At 66.1% G+C, this 16,297-nt stretch carries 14 protein-coding genes and 1 tRNA gene; 12 read left to right on the plus strand and 3 right to left on the minus strand.

Going from position 1 to position 16,297, the window contains the following annotated elements:
• Positions 1–70: 70 nt before the first annotated feature.
• A complete protein-coding gene (locus NUG21_RS07935) occupies positions 71–649 on the minus strand; it encodes a superoxide dismutase (protein WP_263392749.1) in 579 nt (192 codons plus the stop codon).
• A gap of 125 nt (positions 650–774) precedes the next feature.
• Here NUG21_RS07935 and grxD point away from each other — a divergent pair, with 125 nt between their 5' ends.
• The 5 genes from grxD (at position 775) to ppnN (ending at position 7,554) form a co-directional block, all read left to right on the plus strand.
• Positions 775–1,095, plus strand: coding sequence for a Grx4 family monothiol glutaredoxin (gene grxD, locus NUG21_RS07940; protein WP_010342114.1), 321 nt, complete (start codon positions 775–777; stop codon positions 1,093–1,095).
• On the plus strand, positions 1,092–1,832 hold the full coding sequence (locus NUG21_RS07945; protein ID WP_263392750.1) for an SDR family NAD(P)-dependent oxidoreductase: 741 nt from the start codon (positions 1,092–1,094) through the stop codon (positions 1,830–1,832). The genes grxD and NUG21_RS07945 overlap by 4 nt, the downstream gene beginning before the upstream one ends.
• On the plus strand, positions 1,829–2,428 hold the full coding sequence (locus NUG21_RS07950) for a MarC family protein (RefSeq protein WP_048489899.1): 600 nt from the start codon (positions 1,829–1,831) through the stop codon (positions 2,426–2,428). Before NUG21_RS07945 ends, NUG21_RS07950 begins: the two co-directional genes overlap by 4 nt.
• A gap of 402 nt (positions 2,429–2,830) precedes the next feature.
• Complete coding sequence (locus NUG21_RS07955; protein WP_242084630.1) at positions 2,831–6,052, plus strand: TonB-dependent receptor; 3,222 nt, start codon at positions 2,831–2,833, stop codon at positions 6,050–6,052.
• 113 nt (positions 6,053–6,165) lie between these two features.
• Complete coding sequence (gene ppnN, locus NUG21_RS07960; RefSeq protein ID WP_242084467.1) at positions 6,166–7,554, plus strand: nucleotide 5'-monophosphate nucleosidase PpnN; 1,389 nt, start codon at positions 6,166–6,168, stop codon at positions 7,552–7,554.
• Here the strand turns inward: ppnN and NUG21_RS07965 are convergent.
• Entirely contained in the window at positions 7,544–8,581 is a 1,038-nt protein-coding gene (locus tag NUG21_RS07965) for a sensor histidine kinase (RefSeq protein ID WP_263392751.1), read from the minus strand. The two genes, ppnN and NUG21_RS07965, sit on opposite strands and share 11 nt — an antisense overlap.
• Before the next feature lie 228 nt (positions 8,582–8,809).
• Here NUG21_RS07965 and NUG21_RS07970 point away from each other — a divergent pair, with 228 nt between their 5' ends.
• The 7 genes from NUG21_RS07970 to NUG21_RS08000 all read left to right on the plus strand — a co-directional run bounded on the left by NUG21_RS07970 (position 8,810) and on the right by NUG21_RS08000 (position 15,691).
• Positions 8,810–9,304: a GspH/FimT family pseudopilin gene (locus NUG21_RS07970; RefSeq protein WP_263393057.1), complete on the plus strand. Its 495-nt coding sequence runs from the start codon at positions 8,810–8,812 to the stop codon at positions 9,302–9,304.
• Positions 9,305–9,329: 25 nt separating this feature from the next.
• Positions 9,330–9,794 (plus strand): type IV pilus modification protein PilV, encoded by a 465-nt coding sequence (pilV, locus tag NUG21_RS07975; protein WP_019796710.1) that lies wholly within the window; start codon positions 9,330–9,332, stop codon positions 9,792–9,794.
• Positions 9,791–10,759, plus strand: a complete 969-nt coding sequence (locus NUG21_RS07980; protein ID WP_263392752.1) for a PilW family protein — start codon at positions 9,791–9,793, stop codon at positions 10,757–10,759. Before pilV ends, NUG21_RS07980 begins: the two co-directional genes overlap by 4 nt.
• Positions 10,756–11,334: a pilus assembly PilX family protein gene (locus tag NUG21_RS07985; RefSeq protein ID WP_160945917.1), complete on the plus strand. Its 579-nt coding sequence runs from the start codon at positions 10,756–10,758 to the stop codon at positions 11,332–11,334. Before NUG21_RS07980 ends, NUG21_RS07985 begins: the two co-directional genes overlap by 4 nt.
• A gap of 10 nt (positions 11,335–11,344) precedes the next feature.
• Positions 11,345–15,103 carry a pilus assembly protein gene (locus NUG21_RS07990; RefSeq protein ID WP_263392753.1) on the plus strand — a complete coding sequence of 1,253 codons (3,759 nt, stop codon included), beginning with the start codon at positions 11,345–11,347 and terminating at the stop codon, positions 15,101–15,103.
• Positions 15,103–15,525 (plus strand): type IV pilin protein, encoded by a 423-nt coding sequence (locus NUG21_RS07995; RefSeq protein WP_019796051.1) that lies wholly within the window; start codon positions 15,103–15,105, stop codon positions 15,523–15,525. The genes NUG21_RS07990 and NUG21_RS07995 overlap by 1 nt, the downstream gene beginning before the upstream one ends.
• An 89-nt stretch (positions 15,526–15,614) precedes the next feature.
• Positions 15,615–15,691: transfer RNA gene (locus NUG21_RS08000), tRNA-Asn, on the plus strand.
• Between the two features lie 44 nt (positions 15,692–15,735).
• Here the strand turns inward: NUG21_RS08000 and NUG21_RS08005 are convergent.
• Entirely contained in the window at positions 15,736–16,272 is a 537-nt protein-coding gene (locus NUG21_RS08005) for a GspH/FimT family pseudopilin (protein WP_263392754.1), read from the minus strand.
• Positions 16,273–16,297: the final 25 nt, after the last annotated feature.

Consider the following 16,297-nt stretch of genomic DNA (forward strand, 5'->3'; position numbering starts at 1 on the left):
CCTGGGCCAGGAACCGGCGGCATGGCCGCCGCTCCTGCCAATCCCCAATCCCGGAATCCCGAATCCCGGCTCAACGCAGATTGGACGCCGCGAACTCCCAGTTCACCAGCTTCCAGAACGCCTGCAGATAGCGCGCGCGGTCGCCGGGATAGTCGGTGTAGTAGGCGTGTTCCCAGACGTCGCAGGCCAGCAGCGGCGTGTCGTCGCCGGTCAGCGGCGTGCCGGCGTTGGCAGTGCTGACCACGGCCAGGCTGCCGTCCGGACGTTGCACCAGCCAGACCCAGCCCGAGCCAAACACCGCCAGCGCCATGCGTTCGAACTCGGCCTTGAACCGGGCGACGTCGCCGAAGCTCTTGGTCAGGCGCTCGCCGAGCGCGCCGCCGGGTTCGCCACCGCCGCGCGGGCGCAGGCAGCGCCAGTAGAACTCGTGGTTCCAGACCTCGGCCGCGTCCTGGAACAGCCGGCCCTGGGCGCGCCGCAGCAGGTCCGGCAGCGCCAGTTCCGCCAGGTCGCTGCCGGCCAGCCGCGCATTGAGCCGTTCCACCAGGGCGCGCTGATGCTGGCCGTGGTGTTGTTCCACCGCCGCGGCGGACAGGTGCGGGGCCAGCGACGCGGCGCCGTAGGGCAGGGGAGCGAGTTCGATGGGCATGGATCCTCGGGCGGTTTCGGGTGCGTGTCGCGGTACTGCCGCGCGCAGGGCTTACACTATGCGGCTACGCGAGAGTCTAGCCGACCGCCAAGGTCGTTCTTTCGCCCCAGCAGGAGAGAACCCGCATGCAGGTGATGGAGCGCATCCAGGCCGACGTCGAACGCCATCCCATCGTGTTGTTCATGAAGGGCACGCCGCAGTACCCGATGTGCGGCTTTTCCAGCCGCGCGTTGCAGGCGCTGCTGGCTGCCGGTGCCGACCGCCTGCACACCGTCAACGTGCTCGACGAGCCGGAGATCCGGGCCAACCTGCCGCGCTACTCGAACTGGCCGACGTTCCCGCAGCTGTTCATCCATGGCGAACTGATCGGCGGCTGCGACATCACCATGGAGCTGTTCGAGTCCGGGGAGCTGCAGCGCATCGTGACCGAGGCCTACCAGTCGTGAGCGCGCCTGCGTCGCCGCAGGCCGGCGCGCTGGCGCAGCGGGTGATTCTGGTCAGCGGCGCCGCCGGCGGGCTCGGCAGCGCCGCGGCGCTGGCCTGCGCGCAGGCCGGGGCCACGGTGGTCCTGCTCGGGCACAGGCCGGCGCGCCTGAACCGGGTCTACGACGCGATCGCCGCGATCGGTGCCGCGCCGCTGCTGTATCCGTTGGACCTGCTCGGCGCCACCCCGGCGGACTACGCGACCCTGGCCGAGCGCCTGCAGGGCGAGCTCGGCCGCCTGGACGGGCTGCTGCACTGCGCCGCGGACTTCGCCGGGCTGACCCCGTTCGAGCATGCCGATCCGGCCCAGTTCGCGCGCGCCCTCCACGTCAACCTGACCGCCGCGGCCTGGCTGACCCAGGCCTGCCTGCCGTTGCTGCGGCAGGCCGAGGATGCCGCGATCGTGTTCGCCGTGGACGATCCGGCGCGGGTCGGCCAGGCCTACTGGGGCGGCTACGGCGCGGCCCAGCATGGCCGCCGCGGCCTGCTGGCGAGCCTGCACGGCGAACTGGCCGCCTCGCGCGTGCGCGTGGCCGGCCTGCAGCCGGGGCCGATGCGCACCGCCTTGCGCGCCCGCGCCTATACCCATCAAGAAGACCTCGACGCGGTCGACCCGGCGCGTTACGCCGGCGCCTGCGTCGAGCTGTTGTCGCCCGCCGGCGCCGCGCACCGCGGCGCGATCTGGAATCCCCTGGCATGACCATCCTCTCGGCAGCGCTGCTGCTGTTCCTGATCCTCGACCCGCTGGGCAACATCCCGGTATTCCTCAGCGTGCTCAAGCCGCTGCCGGCGCGGCGCCAGCGCATCGTGCTCGCGCGCGAACTGCTGATCGCGCTCGGCGTGCTGATGGGCTTCCTTTGGGGCGGCAAGTACGCCCTGGAAGTGATGCACCTGCGCCAGGAGTCGGTGGCGATCGCCGGCGGCATCGTGCTGTTCCTGATCGGCATCCGCATGATCTTCCCGCGACCGGAAGGGCTGATGGGCGAGATCCCCGATGGCGAGCCCTTCATCGTGCCGCTGGCCATCCCGCTGGTGGCCGGCCCCTCCGGCATGGCCGCGGTGATGCTGATGGGCAGCAACGAGCCGACCCGGCTGGGCGAATGGAGCCTGGCGCTGATCCTGGCCTGGCTGGCGACCTCGGCGCTGCTGTTCTCCGGCACCCTGCTGTACAAGCTGCTCGGCATGCGCGTGCTGACCGCGGTCGAGCGGCTGATGGGCATGCTGCTGGTGGCGATCTCGGTGCAGATGTTCCTGGACGGCCTCAGCGCCTACCTGAAGCTGCCGGTCGCCGGCTGAGCCGAGACCTGCTGCGCGGATCCGTGCCGCCGGGGAGGGCGGTATCGAGTGCAGGGACGTGGAGTTTGCAGGGGAGGCCCGGCCGCCCGTTGCCTGGGCGGGGCGGCCGCCTGTCGACCCGGTCTCGCGCCGTTCCCGGCTCACGTCACGACGTCGCCGCGGATGGCTGCCGATGCCCGCCAAAACTGCGATTCGGGTCTTGTGATGTCCGGTGATGCCTGGTTGTCACGGTTTGGCAACAAATGCGCTCTATGGTGTTAAACTCACGTTAACCCTTGCGGGGAATCGGCAAGGGTGACCAGCCCCCCATTTCGCGGTCGTGCGTCCGTACCCGCACGGCTTGCCACGCGCATTTCGTCAAACTCCATCGAGGCTATTGCAATGATTCAACCCCGTCTGCGGATGTCCAAGCTCACCCTGGGCCTCGTCGCGGCGCTGGCCGCTGCGCCGGTGTTCGCCCAGAGCACCTCCGCCGGTGTCGGCGGTGTGGTGACCCATGGCGGCCAGCCGGTCGCTGGCGCCGAGGTGACCATCACCCACGTCGAGTCGGGCACGGTCAGCCGCGCCACCACCGATGCCGCCGGTCGCTACAACGCGCGCGGCCTGCGCGTCGGCGGTCCGTACAGCATCACCATCACCAAGTCGGGCGACGGCACCAAGACCGAAGACGGCGTGTACCTGAGCGTCAACCAGAACGCCACCATCAACGCCGACCTGACCGGCGACATGGCTGCGCCGACCACGCTGGAAACGGTCAACGCCGTCGCCATCGCCACCGGCTCGGAAGTGTTCAGCGCCACCAAGATGGGCTCGGGCACCAACGTCGGCCGCGAGCAGATCGAAGCGCTGCCGTCGATGAACGGCAACATCCAGGACTACATGCGCCTGGATCCGCGCGTGGCCTTCGTCGATCGCGCCTCGGGCACGATCAGCGCCGGCGGCCTGAACCCGCGCTACAACTCGATCAACATCGACGGCGTGTCGGCCAGCGACACCTTCGGCCTGGAAGGCAACAACATGACCACCCGGCGCCAGCCGGTGTCGATGGAGGCCATCGAAGCCATCGACGTCAACCTGTCCAACTACGACGTCAGCATCGCCAGCGCCGCCGGCGCCACCGTCAACGCGGTGACCAAGTCCGGTACCAACGAGTTCCACGGCTCGGTGTACGGCAGCTATCGCGATGGCGACTGGTTCGGCGACAACCCGGACGGCAGCAAGTTCAACGGCTTCACCAAGGAGAAGACCTACGGCGCGACCTTCGGCGGCCCGATCGTCAAGGACAAGCTGTTCTTCTTCGCCAACTACGAGAAGTTCCAGCAGGACGCGCCGGGCCTGGACCTGGGCAGCACCGCGCTGGGCAAGGCCAACGCCAAGTACGGCATGGCCGACGTGACCCGCGCCCAGCAGATCGCCAAGAACTACGGCTTCGACGCCGGCACCCTGGACAGCGACGGCAACACCGACCTGAAGGAATACGCGCTCAAGCTCGACTGGAACATCAGCGACAACCACCGCGCCAGCTTCCGCTACAGCAAGCTCGACCAGAGCAAGCTGCGCATCAACGGCGCCGGCAGCTCCAGCCAGGCTTCGCTGAGCTCGTACTGGTACCAGCATGAGAAGTCGGTCGAGAGCTACGTCGGCCAGCTGTTCAGCGACTGGTCCGAGAACTTCTCCACCGAGTTCAAGGTGTCCTACCGCGACTACTCCGCGATCCGCGTGGTGCCGACCAACGCGCCGAGCATCGCCGTGTACTTCGACGGCACGGTCGCCAACCCGACCGGCGACGTGCTGTACCTGGGCACCGAGACCAACTCGCAGGGCAACATCCTCACCACCAAGACCTGGAACTACTACGGTGCGGGCACCCTGACCCTGGACAACCACAACCTGAAGTTCGGCGTCGACTACAGCACCAACGACATCTACAACCTGTACGGCCGCAACACCTGGGGCGTGTACACCTTCTTCGGCCTGGACAACTTCGCCAGCGGCCGCTGGAGCTCGTACCAGCTCAACCAGGAGCGTAGCCCGGGTTCGATCGCGGCCGACTACAAGAACAGCAACCTCGGCCTGTTCGTGCAGGACACCTGGTACGTCAACAACAACCTGACCCTGACCCTGGGCCTGCGCGGCGATCGTGCGAGCGTGAGCCCGGATCCGACCTACAACGCTGCGGCGCAGGCCTACTTCGGCTACGACAACAGCAAGATCTTCAACGGCGATTTCCTGATCCAGCCGCGCTTCGGCTTCAACTACACCTTCGACACCGACCGTCCGACCCAGCTGCGCGGTGGCGTGGGCCTGTTCCAGGGCGATGCGCCGCAGGTGTGGATCGGCAACAGCTATTCCAACACCGGCTTCAACTACAACGCCTACAGCTACACCGCCTACAACCCGGCGCTGCCGTTCAGCCCCAACAAGGACACCCAGCCGGTGCCCAACGCCCCGGGCTCGGCGACCCAGGGCGTGAGCTTCGTCGGCAACGACTTCAAGCTGCCGTCGCTGTACAAGGCCAACCTGGCGCTGGATCACGAACTGCCGTGGTACGGCATCGTGGCCTCGGCCGAGTTGCTGGTGACCAAGGTCAAGGACGGCCTGTACTACAAGAGCCTGAACATCGGTCGCGTCAACGGCCCGGGCCAGGATCCGAGCCCGGCCTACTACGGTCCGGACGGCCGCGCACTGTACTGGAGCCCGTCGCAGACCGGTCGTCCGTGGGCCACCGGCAACAATCGCTACAACCGCAACCAGGCGTATAGCGACGTCTACCTGATCGACAACACCGACAAGGGCAAGACCCAGCAGTTCACCGTGTCGCTGTCCAAGCCGTTCAGCGAAGGCGGCGACTGGTCCTGGAGCCTGGGCTACACCTACACGCACGCCACCGAAGTCGGTTCGCTGACCAGCTCCACCGCCAGCTCGGGTTGGGGCTACCAGTACGCCTTCAACGCCAACTCGGACACCGAGAACACCTCGCGCTACGAGATCAAGGACCGCATCTCCGGCTCGCTGGACTGGAAGCACATGTTCTTCGGCGACTACGAGACCCGCGTGGGCCTGGTCTACGAAGGCCGCAGCGGCCGTCCGTACAGCTACGTGTTCAACGGCGACGCCAACGGCGACGGCCGCTCGACCAACGACCTGTTCTACGTGCCGAAGGGCCCGGGCGACGTGCTGTTCGGCACGCTGAGCAACACCGGCGCGTTCACCGCCAACCCGGCGCTGCAGCAGCAGTTCTTCGACTGGCTGGCCAAGAACCCGCAGCTGGCCAAGTACGCCGGCAGCTACGCCCCGGCCAACGGCTTCCGTTCCGGCTGGATCAACACCTTCGACGTGCGCATCACCCAGCAGTTGCCGGGCTTCTTCAAGGGCCACAAGTCCGAGGTCTGGCTGGACATCCAGAACGTCGGCAACCTGCTGAACAAGAAGTGGGGCCGGATCTACGACTACGGCTTCTACGCCGACGCCCGCGTCGCCAACCTGCAGGGCATCTACCAGGGCAAGTACGTGTACAACACCCTGTACACCGACCAGCCGACGGCCGCGAATGCCGACGCCGACGGTTTCAACACCGGCGTGTCGCAGTGGTCGCTGCAGTTGGGCTTCCGCTATCAGTTCTGATCGCGGCGCAAGCTAGCTGAAGCGTTGGAAACGGCCGGGGCGACCCGGCCGTTTTCTTTTTGCGGGGGCTGACGTTAAAGTCGCCGGCTGACGACACCGACAAGACATTCGATATGACGACCAGCAATACGGCGGCGCGGGCGCTACCGGTAGTGGATGCGCGGATCTACCCGCGCGGCGGCCTGGACATCCTCTCCCGCGTGGAAGTGGCGCGGCTGCGCGATGCCTCCAGCGGCGGTCTGCACGAACTGCTGCGGCGCTGCGCGCTGGCGGTGCTGACCAGTGGCAGCGCGTCCGACGACCCGCGCGCTGCGCGCGATCTGTATCCGGACTTCGACATCCAGGTGGTGCAGCGCGACCGCGGCGTGCGCATCGACCTGCTCAACGCGCCGGCGATGGCCTTCGTCGACGGCGAGATCATCAACGGCGTGGCCGAGCTGCTGTTCGCCGTGGTTCGCGACCTGGCCTACATGGCCATCGAACTCGGTCCCGAGTCGACCACCGATCTGCAGTCCAGCGAAGGCATCACCAACGCGGTGTTCGGGCAGTTGCGCAACGCGCGCATCCTGCAGCCGACCGATCCCAAGCTGGTGGTGTGCTGGGGTGGCCATTCGATCTCGCGCGACGAGTACCTGTACACCAAGCAGGTCGGCTACGAGCTGGGCCTGCGTGGCCTGGACATCTGCACCGGCTGCGGCCCGGGCGCGATGAAGGGGCCGATGAAGGGCGCCACCATCGCCCATGCCAAGCAGCGCAAGCACGACAACCGCTACATCGGCGTGACCGAGCCGGGCATCATCGCCGCCGAGTCGCCGAACCCGATCGTCAACCACCTGGTGATCATGCCGGACATCGAGAAGCGCCTGGAGGCCTTCGTCCGCATCGGCCACGGCATCATCGTGTTCCCCGGCGGCGTCGGCACCGCCGAAGAGATCCTGTACCTGCTCGGCATCCTGCTGCGCGAGGAGAACCGTGATCTGCCGTTCCCGCTGATCCTCACCGGCCCGACCATCGCCGCGCCGTACTTCGAGCAGATCGACCGCTTCCTGCGCCTGACCCTGGGCGAAGCGGCGACCTCGCGCTACGAGATCGTGGTCGGCGATCCGGTGGCGGTGGCGCGGAAGATGGCCGCCGGCATCCAGCAGGTGCGCACGCACCGCAAGGAGCAGAAGGACGCGTTCTACTTCAACTGGTCGGTGGATATTCCGCTGGAGTACCAGCGTCCGTTCGAGCCGACCCACGAGGCGATGGCCGCGCTGGATCTGCACCATGGGCGGCCGCCGCATGCGCTGGCCGCGGACCTGCGCCGTGCCTTCTCCGGCATCGTCGCCGGCAACGTCAAGGAAGACGGCATGCGCCGCATCGAGCAGCATGGCCCGTTCGAGATCCATGGCGATGCGGACATGATGCAGGCCCTGGACGAACTGCTGCGCGCCTTCGTCGAGCAGCGCCGCATGAAGATCTCCGGCGAGTACCGGCCCTGCTACCGGGTCATGGCCTGAGCCCGATCCGGATCGTCGCGACGAACCAGGTGCCGTCGCTGCCGGTGTGCAGCGAGGCGCCTTCCAGGCTGTCCAGGCGGGTGCGCAGGGCCGACAGGCCCACACGGTGGCCGCGGCCGATGTGCGGCGCCAGGCCGCCCACCGGCACCGCATTGCGCACGCGGATCTCCAGGGCGCCGTCGCGTGCGTCGATGGCGACGCCGATCTCGCCGCCCTCGGCGCTGCATTCGATGCCGTGGTGCACGGCGTTCTCCAGCAGCGGTTGCAGCGACAGCCGCGGTATCCGGACCGGGACCGGTGTCTCGGGCACGTCCCAGTGCACGCGCAGGCGCGGGCCGAAGCGGATCGCCTCGATGTCCAGGTAACGCCTGGCCAGGTCGATCTCGTCCTGCAGGTCGACCAGGTCGGGCGCGGCCAGGGCGGCGCGGAACAGATCCGACAGGTCCATCAGCAACTGTTCGACCTGCTGCGGCTGCCGGTGCACCAGCATCACCGCGGTGTTGAGCGTGTTGAACAGGAAGTGCGGCTGCACGCGCGCGGTCAACGCGTCGATCTCGGCCTGCTTGGCGCGCTCGACCAGTTGCTTGATGCGCACATGGTTGTGCAGCGCGGCCATGCCGAGCAGGCCGATCAGCAGGGCGATCCCGGACAACTGCAGCGACAGTGCCAGCCATGCGCCGCTGGAGAGCTGCCAGTAGTCGCCGAAGGCATACAGGATCACCCCGCTGATCAGCCAGGTCAGCGCCTGCATCAGGCCCAGGGTGGCCACGGTGATGGACAGGAAGCCGCATCCGGCCAGCGCCCGGCGCAACAGCAGCAGGCTGGCCAGGGTCAGCAGCGCGACCCACTGGATGCCCAGCGACGCCAGCCCGAAGTAGACCCAGCGGCTCCCGGCCATGCCCACGCCCGGGACCGGGGTCAGGGCCAGGATGGCGGCGATGCATTCGCCGGCCATCACGATCCAGATCAGGGTCGAGGGTTGCTTGAGGACCTGCAACTGGTCGTTGGAGTAGGCGGAGGCGGGCATCGGGGACGGAAGGCGGTGGGGCAGGGCCGAGGTGCATCATGCCGGCTGGCGCGGTGCCGCGCACGGCCCGTCCACTCCCCCATATCCGCCATCCGTCGGCAACGGCTGGCGCGGGGGCGCTCCGGCCGCTAGCGTGGCCGGCGGGAGAATCTGGGGAAGGAGAAGGCGGTGCCTTGCGAGCGTGGTCTTGCCGAGCGGACGCAGCGTGGCTTCACGCTGGTGGAGCTGATGGTCACTGTGGCGGTGCTGGCCATCATCATGGCGCTGGCGGTGCCCAGCTTCACCGGCCTGATCCGCAGCAACCGGCTGACCGGCGCCGCCAACGAACTGATTGCCGCAGTGCAGTTGACGCGCTCGGAGGCGGTACGCCTGAACGGCGGCGTCAGCCTGTGCCGCAGCGACGACGGCGCCACCTGCGCCAGCGGCGGCAACTGGACCCGCTACCTGACCGTCGCCCGCGACGGCACCGTGCTGCGCAGCACGACCCTGCGCACCGGTCTGGTCGTCACCAGCGCCACCCTGGACGCGCTGGGCGACAAGCTGACCTTCGGCGCGGACGGCATCGCGCGCAACAGCAGCGGCACGCCACTGACCGGTGGCATCGTGGTCTGCATGGCGGTCACCAACCCCTCCAACAACGTCCGGAGCGTCAAACTGATGGGCGGCAGCCGCGCCCAGGTCACCTCGACATCCGACGGCGGCAGATGCACCACCACCGGTTAACCCGGTTCCGGCAAGCGGAGACACCATGAAGCGGTTCCAGAGCGGCAGACACATGGCCGGCGTCACCCTCATCGAGGTGATGATCTCGGTGTTGATCCTGGGAGTGGGGATGCTGGGCGTGGCGGCGATGCAGACCACGGCGCTGCGCAACAACCAGAGCGCGCTGCAGCGCAGCCAGATCGTCATGCAGACCTACACGATCCTCGATGCGATGCGGGCCAACCGCAGCGCGGCGATGCTGGGGGCCTACAACACCGGCAGCATGCTGTGCACGGCGCCGGCGGCAGGCGATCTGGTGGCGAGCGACAAGGCCGTCTGGCTCAGTGGGTTGAAGACGGCGATCGGTGGCGACCCGGCCACGACATGTGGCTCCATCGCCTGCAACGACGGCAATTGCACGATCACCGTGCAATGGGACGACAGCCGCGGCAAGAACGCGGACGGTGCCGGCAGCACGACCCAGACCCTGAGCACGACGGCCCAGCTGTGAACACATCCATCACGCTTGCGCCGCCTCGGCGCCAATCCGGCTTCAACCTGATCGAACTGATGATCTCGATGCTGCTCGGCCTGCTGGTGGTGGGTGCCGCGATCGGCATCTTCCTCTCCAACCGCCAGACCTATGCGGCCACCGAGGGCTTGAGCCGGCTCCAGGAGTCGGCCCGGACCGGATTCGAGATGATGGCGCAGGACATCCGCGAGGCCGGCGGCAATCCCTGCGATTCCGGATTGCCTGTCGCGAACGTGCTGAACAATCCCACGGCGAGCTGGTGGATGAACTGGGCGCTGCCGCTGACCGGCTACGAGAACAGCAACCCGTCCGGCCTCACCGTCACGGCAGGCACCGACGCGATCCAGATCCTCTCCGCTGGTACCGGCGGTGCCACCGTGACCGCGCACAACCCCGCCAACCAGACGCTGACGCTCAATGCGGCGGCACCGGACCTGCACAGCAACGCGGTCATGCTGCTGTGCGATCGCCAGCAACTGGCGGTGCTGCAGGTGAACAGCGTATCCGGCACCACCGCCAGTTACGCGAGCGGCGGCCTCAATACCTGCACGCGGCTCGGACGGCTGCCGGGCGTGTGCGTTGCCGGCTCGAACAATTACACCTACGAGATCAACTCCATCCTGACCGAAGTGCGCGCGGTGCGGTGGTATGTCGCGGCCAGCAGCGGAGGAACGGGGGGCACCTCCCTGTATCAGGAAGTGGTCTTGCCGGGTGGCACGAGTCAGAAGAACGAAATCGCCGACGGCGTCACCGGCTTGCAGTTCAAGTATCTGTCCACCGGCGGCACCGCCTATGCCGATGCCAGCGCCGTGGGCAACTGGGCCAACGTGATCGCCGTGCAGATCAACATGACCGTCAGCGCCAACACGGCCGCCGGTGCAAACGCGCAGCCGGTGACGCGGACTTTCAGCACGATCGTGAGCATCAGGAATCGGAACCCGTGAACACGTCGCCATCGCCCCGCCGGCAGGCCGGCATTTCGCTCATCGTCGTCCTGCTGCTGTTGCTGGTGATGACCCTGCTGGGGCTTGCCGTCTTGCGCGGCACGCTGCTGCAGGAGCGTATGTCCTCCAACATGTACGACCGCAGCCTGGGGTTCCAGGCCGCCGAAGGCGCCCTGCGCGATGCGGAGAAGGCCATCCAGAACGCCGCCAAGTCCGGCAACACCATTGGTTTCAATTGTTCGTCGGGAACGACCGTGTGCCCGGCCGTCCCCACCAATACGTATACCGGCAATGCTTCCAGTGGCTGCGCGCTGGGCACCCAGGAGTGCTGGGTGGACGGCACGGTGACGCCGACGGGCCAGGCCGTGCCGGCCCAGTACTACATCCAGTATCTGGGCCAGCGCACCAGCGAGGATCAGCTGGGTCTGGGGTCGAGCATCAATCAGAACCAGTACGGCGGTACCGGTGGCACCTCGCTGGAGCACTACTACCGCGTCATCGCGCGCAGCGGCAACCCGGCCGCGTCCAACGGTCGGGCCATCGTCGTGCTGCAGACCAACGTCACCGTCAAGTAAGGATCCCTCTATGACCAGTCGAGCGAAGAAGACGACGTACCGGGATTGGCTCCTTGCCGTGGTGGCCGGTGTGTTCATCGGTACCGTTGGCGGAGCCGGCGCCGACGTGGACGTTTCGCAGTCGCCGCTGTATGTGGGCAGCGACGTGCCGGGCAACCTGACCTTCGTGCCGTCGGTGGAATTCCCCACGGTGATCAGCAAGGCAAACCTGTCCGATACCTATTCGGCGACGAGCAGGTTCGTCGGCTATTTCGATTCCGAGAAGTGCTACAGATACCACTACAGCGACACGGAGAGCGATCGTTATTTCTATCCGGTCAGCATGCTGGGCAACAATCCGGGCAGCTATGCCTGCACCGGCGCGGGCGTGTGGGCGGGCAACTTCCTCAACTGGGCCGCAACCCAGACCATCGATCCGTTCCGCTCGGCGCTGACCGGCGGCTATCGTTCGCGCGACACGACGAGCGAGACCTTGCTGGAAAAAGCGGTTGCCGACCGCGTGGCGACCAGCAATTTCCCGCGTCGTTCGATCAGCAACAACGCGACGTTGATCGCGGGAGGGACCGGTGCGCAGTGGCAGAATTTCAACATGCGCATCGACGGGCTGGGCAACCAGATGTTCTTTGCCAACGGCAATCTGGTCGATCCTTCCTCGAATCAGCAGATTGCCTACGATCCAAGCAAGCATTCCTTGAATGGCAGCTTTCTCAGGCCGGACGGTTCCCCTTGCACCACGATTTTGAACCTGGGCTGTGTCCGCGATACGACGTTGACCTTCCAGGTCTCGGTGCGAGTCAAGGTCTGCGATGCCAGCCTCGGAACCGCCTACCTGGAAGATAACTGCGTCGCTTATCCCAGCGGGTACTACAAGCCGGAAGGCCTGATCCAGCAGTACTCCAAGCGAATCCGCTACAGCATTTTCGGCTACAAGAACGTCGACATCCAGCAGGGCGCCGGCGCCGACAGCGGCATTCTGCGCGCCAAGCAGAAGTTCGTCGGCCCGTTTACCTACAATCCCGACGAGGGGCGCCTGGCCAATGCGGCGAGCGAATGGGATCCGCAGACCGGCGTCATCTATCAGAATCCGGATACAGCCGATGCCGCCGCGACGTCGGCGATGATCGGAACCGATCCGAATTATCAGATCGTCAACAGCGGCGTCATCAATTACCTCAACAAGTTCGGCCAGCTCAAGACCGGCAAGAACGTCAAGTCGTACGACGACGTCAGCGAGCTGTACTACGCCGCGATCCGCTACTTCAAGCACCAGGGCAATATCGCCGCCTACTCGGCGCTGAGCGGAAGTGCGCAAACCAGGTACCAGCAGGCCGACGGTTTTCCGGTCATCACCAATTGGAACGATCCGATCTCCTATCGGTGCCAGGTCAACGTGATCCTCGGGATCGGCGATACCAACACGCATTACGACAAGAATCTGCCGGGCAACGGCAGCAATCTCGGTGGCGAGCCGAGCAAACCGCAGGAAGTGACGAACGACACCTCGGTCGACGTACTTGCACGCATGCGCCAGATCTGGCGCAAGGAAGGCTTCAACGCGACCGATGCGGCGAATCGGGCGACCGCCAGTTCGTTCAACGGCAACGGCAATTCCGCATACATCGCGGCGCTCGCCTACGACGCACATACCAAGGATCTGCGCCCCGACAATGCCAGCGACGGCTTGCCTGGTAAGCAGACGTTGTCCACGCATTGGGTCGACGTGGTGGAGTATGGCGATTACAAGTCGCCGAACACCAATCAGTACTGGTTGACCACGAAGTACGGCGGTTTCCGGGTGCCGGAAGGCTACGACCCGGAGACCAACATCAACGCCTTGGCGGACTCCACCTGGTGGGACGGCAGTTCCTACGTCAACGGCAATACCGGTTACAAGAAGCCGGACAATTACTACCTTGCCGCCGACGCGGAAAAGATGGTGGCCAGCCTGCGCCAGGCGTTCGAGCGCATTCTGGAGGAGATGAAGGGCTCTGCAGCGTCTCTGGCGAGCAACACCACCAAGCTCGAGGCCGGGGCGCGGACGTACCAGTCGGTGTTCTATAGCGGTACCTGGCGTGGCGATGTGGTGGCGTACGACGTCAATCAGACCACCGGCGCACTGACGCAGGCGTGGAGCGCCAGCGCACAGTTCCCGGCCTGGGATACCCGGACGATCAAGTTCGTCAACTCGAATGGGAATCTGGACAATTTTGCCTACGGCAGGCTCTCCGGAACGCCGTTGTCGTCCGCGACGCAGAACCAGATCAATTACCTGCGCGGCGATCGCTCGCAGGAGAAGGCCAACGGTGGCGTCCTGCGTACCCGTACCGGCATCCTGGGCGACATCGTCAACTCGCAGCCGGTCTATGTGGGAGCACCCAACCCGCGGCTGTACACGGCGGCGACGTTCAACGGCGCCAGCACTTATGCCTCCTTCGCCGCAGCCAAGTCCACGCGTACGCCGATGATCTATGTCGGCGCCAATGACGGCATGCTGCATGGGTTCGATGCCGGCACCGGTGCGGAGAAGTTCGCCTTCGTGCCGAGAGCAGCGATGACCGGACTGCTCAACTACACCGATCCGAATTACGAGCACCGCTATTACGTGGACGGCGAACTCACCGTGTCGGACGTCTACTCCGGGGGCAGCTGGCGCTCGGTACTGATCGGCACCATGGGGCGGGGCGGCAAGGGCATGTTCGCGCTGGATGTCACCGACCCCAACAACATCACGTTGCTGTGGGACAAGACCTCCACGACCACCGACCTGGTCGGACTGGGCAACAATCTCGGCAAGCCGATCATCGGGCAACTCGCCAACGGCCAGTGGTACGTCATGCTCGGCAACGGCCCCAACAGCAGCGGCGATTCGGCCGATCTCATCCTGGTGAACGCCATCACCGGTGCGTCCAGCCGTATCCAGACGGGGTCTAGCGGCAACAATGGCCTGTCCGGTGTGCTGGCCTGGTCGTCCAACAACGATTTCATCGTCGATCGCCTGTATGCCGGCGATCTCAACGGGAATGTCTGGCGATTCAACATGACCGGCGCGAGCGGTACCGCGAGCAGGCTGTTCTCCGCCAGCTATGGAGCCAAGGCGCAGCCGATCACCGCCGCGCCCACGGCGGCGAAGGACCCGGCGACGGGCCTGACCTGGGTGTTCTTCGGGACCGGCAAGTACCTGTCCAGCGGCGATCTGGGCAACAAGGACGTGCAGAGCTGGTACGGGCTGATCGACCGCGGCAGCACCATTCCTTCCAGTCGCGCCACTCTGAACAAGGTCAACATCCTGCAGGAAGGCACCGTCAACGGCTTTGCCGTGCGGGTGATCGAGGACAAGCCCAGCGCCGGGCAGGATGGCTGGTACATGGACCTGCTATCGCCTCCCGGCACGCCGCAGGGCGAGCGCATGGTGGTCTCCAACTTCTTCCAGGGCACGGCGCTGATCGGCACCACGCGTATTCCGGATTCGGGCGATGTGTGCAGCCCCAGCGGCAAGGGCTTTGTGATGGCGATCAATCCGTTCACCGGCGGCCGGCTGTCGCAATCCTTCTTCGACCTGGACGGCAGCGGCGGATCCAGCACCGGCGATACACTCAATGGCACCCCTGTCTCCGGCATCGGCCTGGACAGCAGCCCCAATAGTCCGATCTTCATCGGCAACCAGATGCAGATCGCATTGGACAATGCGAGTACGACCACGCTCGGCACCAACAGCAGCGCGCTCAGCATGAAGCGCGTGTCCTGGCGCGAACTTCTGAGGAACAATTGATGCGATCCCTGTCCTTCCCGGCCCGCCAGCAGCGCGGTTTCACCCTCATTGAACTGATGATCGTCGTGGCGATCGTGGGTGTTCTCGCGGCGATCGCGTTCGCCAGTTACGAGTCTCACGTCATCAAGGCGCGTCGCTCGGCTGCGTCGGTCTGCCTGCAGCAGGGCGTGCAGCTCATCGAGCGGTATTACACGACCAACATGTCGTATGCCAATGTGCCGCTGCCTACATGTTCGAGCGATGCGGTGCAGTTCTACGATCTTTCGTTCAGCGTCACTCCTACTGCGAACGCGTTCAAGTTGACGGCGACGCCTCGCACGGGCAGCCCGCAGGCCAAGGACACCCAGTGCGGCGCGCTCAGCATCGACCAGAAGGGCGCGCGAACCACATCCACCGGCGCGGGCGAGGGCACGTGCTGGTGAGGTCGGACGCGTGGGCGCAGCGGTAGTCGGAAAAGTGCACTCTTCACCCCTTGCGATTGTCATGAGGCCTCTATACAATGCGCCTCCCCGCCCGAATAGCTCAGCCGGTTAGAGCACTTGACTGTTAATCAGGGGGTCGTTGGTTCGAGTCCAACTTCGGGCGCCAAATCCGCATAGGCCGCGAGCAATCGCGGCCTTTGCTTTTGCGCGTCAGTCAGGGATCCGGCAGGGCATGGGTTCGGTCGCCTTTCGTGCGCGGATGCGTCCGGTGTTGTTCACCACCACCGCCGCGCGCAGCCGGCCCCGCTCGCAGATGCTGACGGTCAGATTGCTGCCGGCGCTGCGTCCGTCGGGCAGGAAGCGGATCGAGGGCCGGCCGCGATTGGAGCGCAGCACCAGGGTGCCGGCTTCCGGTGCGCTGCCTTCGCTGAGGATGCTGTCCGGCGTGGTGGGCTGGCCTAGCCGTTCCGGGTCGCGGAACACCAGCCAGCCGTGGCTCCAGTCGCTGTCGCTGCGGCAACTGCCGTCGCCGTTGGACGGACAGGCGCTGACCGGGACGCCGGAACTGATGGCGCTGCTGCGCGCCAGGGCGAAGTGCGCGCTGAGCTGGTGAGTCGCCGCCGTCAGGCGCTGGTTCGCCAGCAGCTCCCGAAATGCCGGCAGGCCCAAGCCGGCGACCAGGCAGATCACCACCATCACGATCATTGCCTCGAGCAATGTGTAGCCTTTCAGCGCAGCGTTCCGCATGTCCGTCGTCTCCCGGTGCGAGGTC

It is taken from the genome of Xanthomonas sp. CFBP 8445 (genome assembly GCF_025666235.1).
GTDB lineage: Bacteria > Pseudomonadota > Gammaproteobacteria > Xanthomonadales > Xanthomonadaceae > Xanthomonas_A > Xanthomonas_A indica.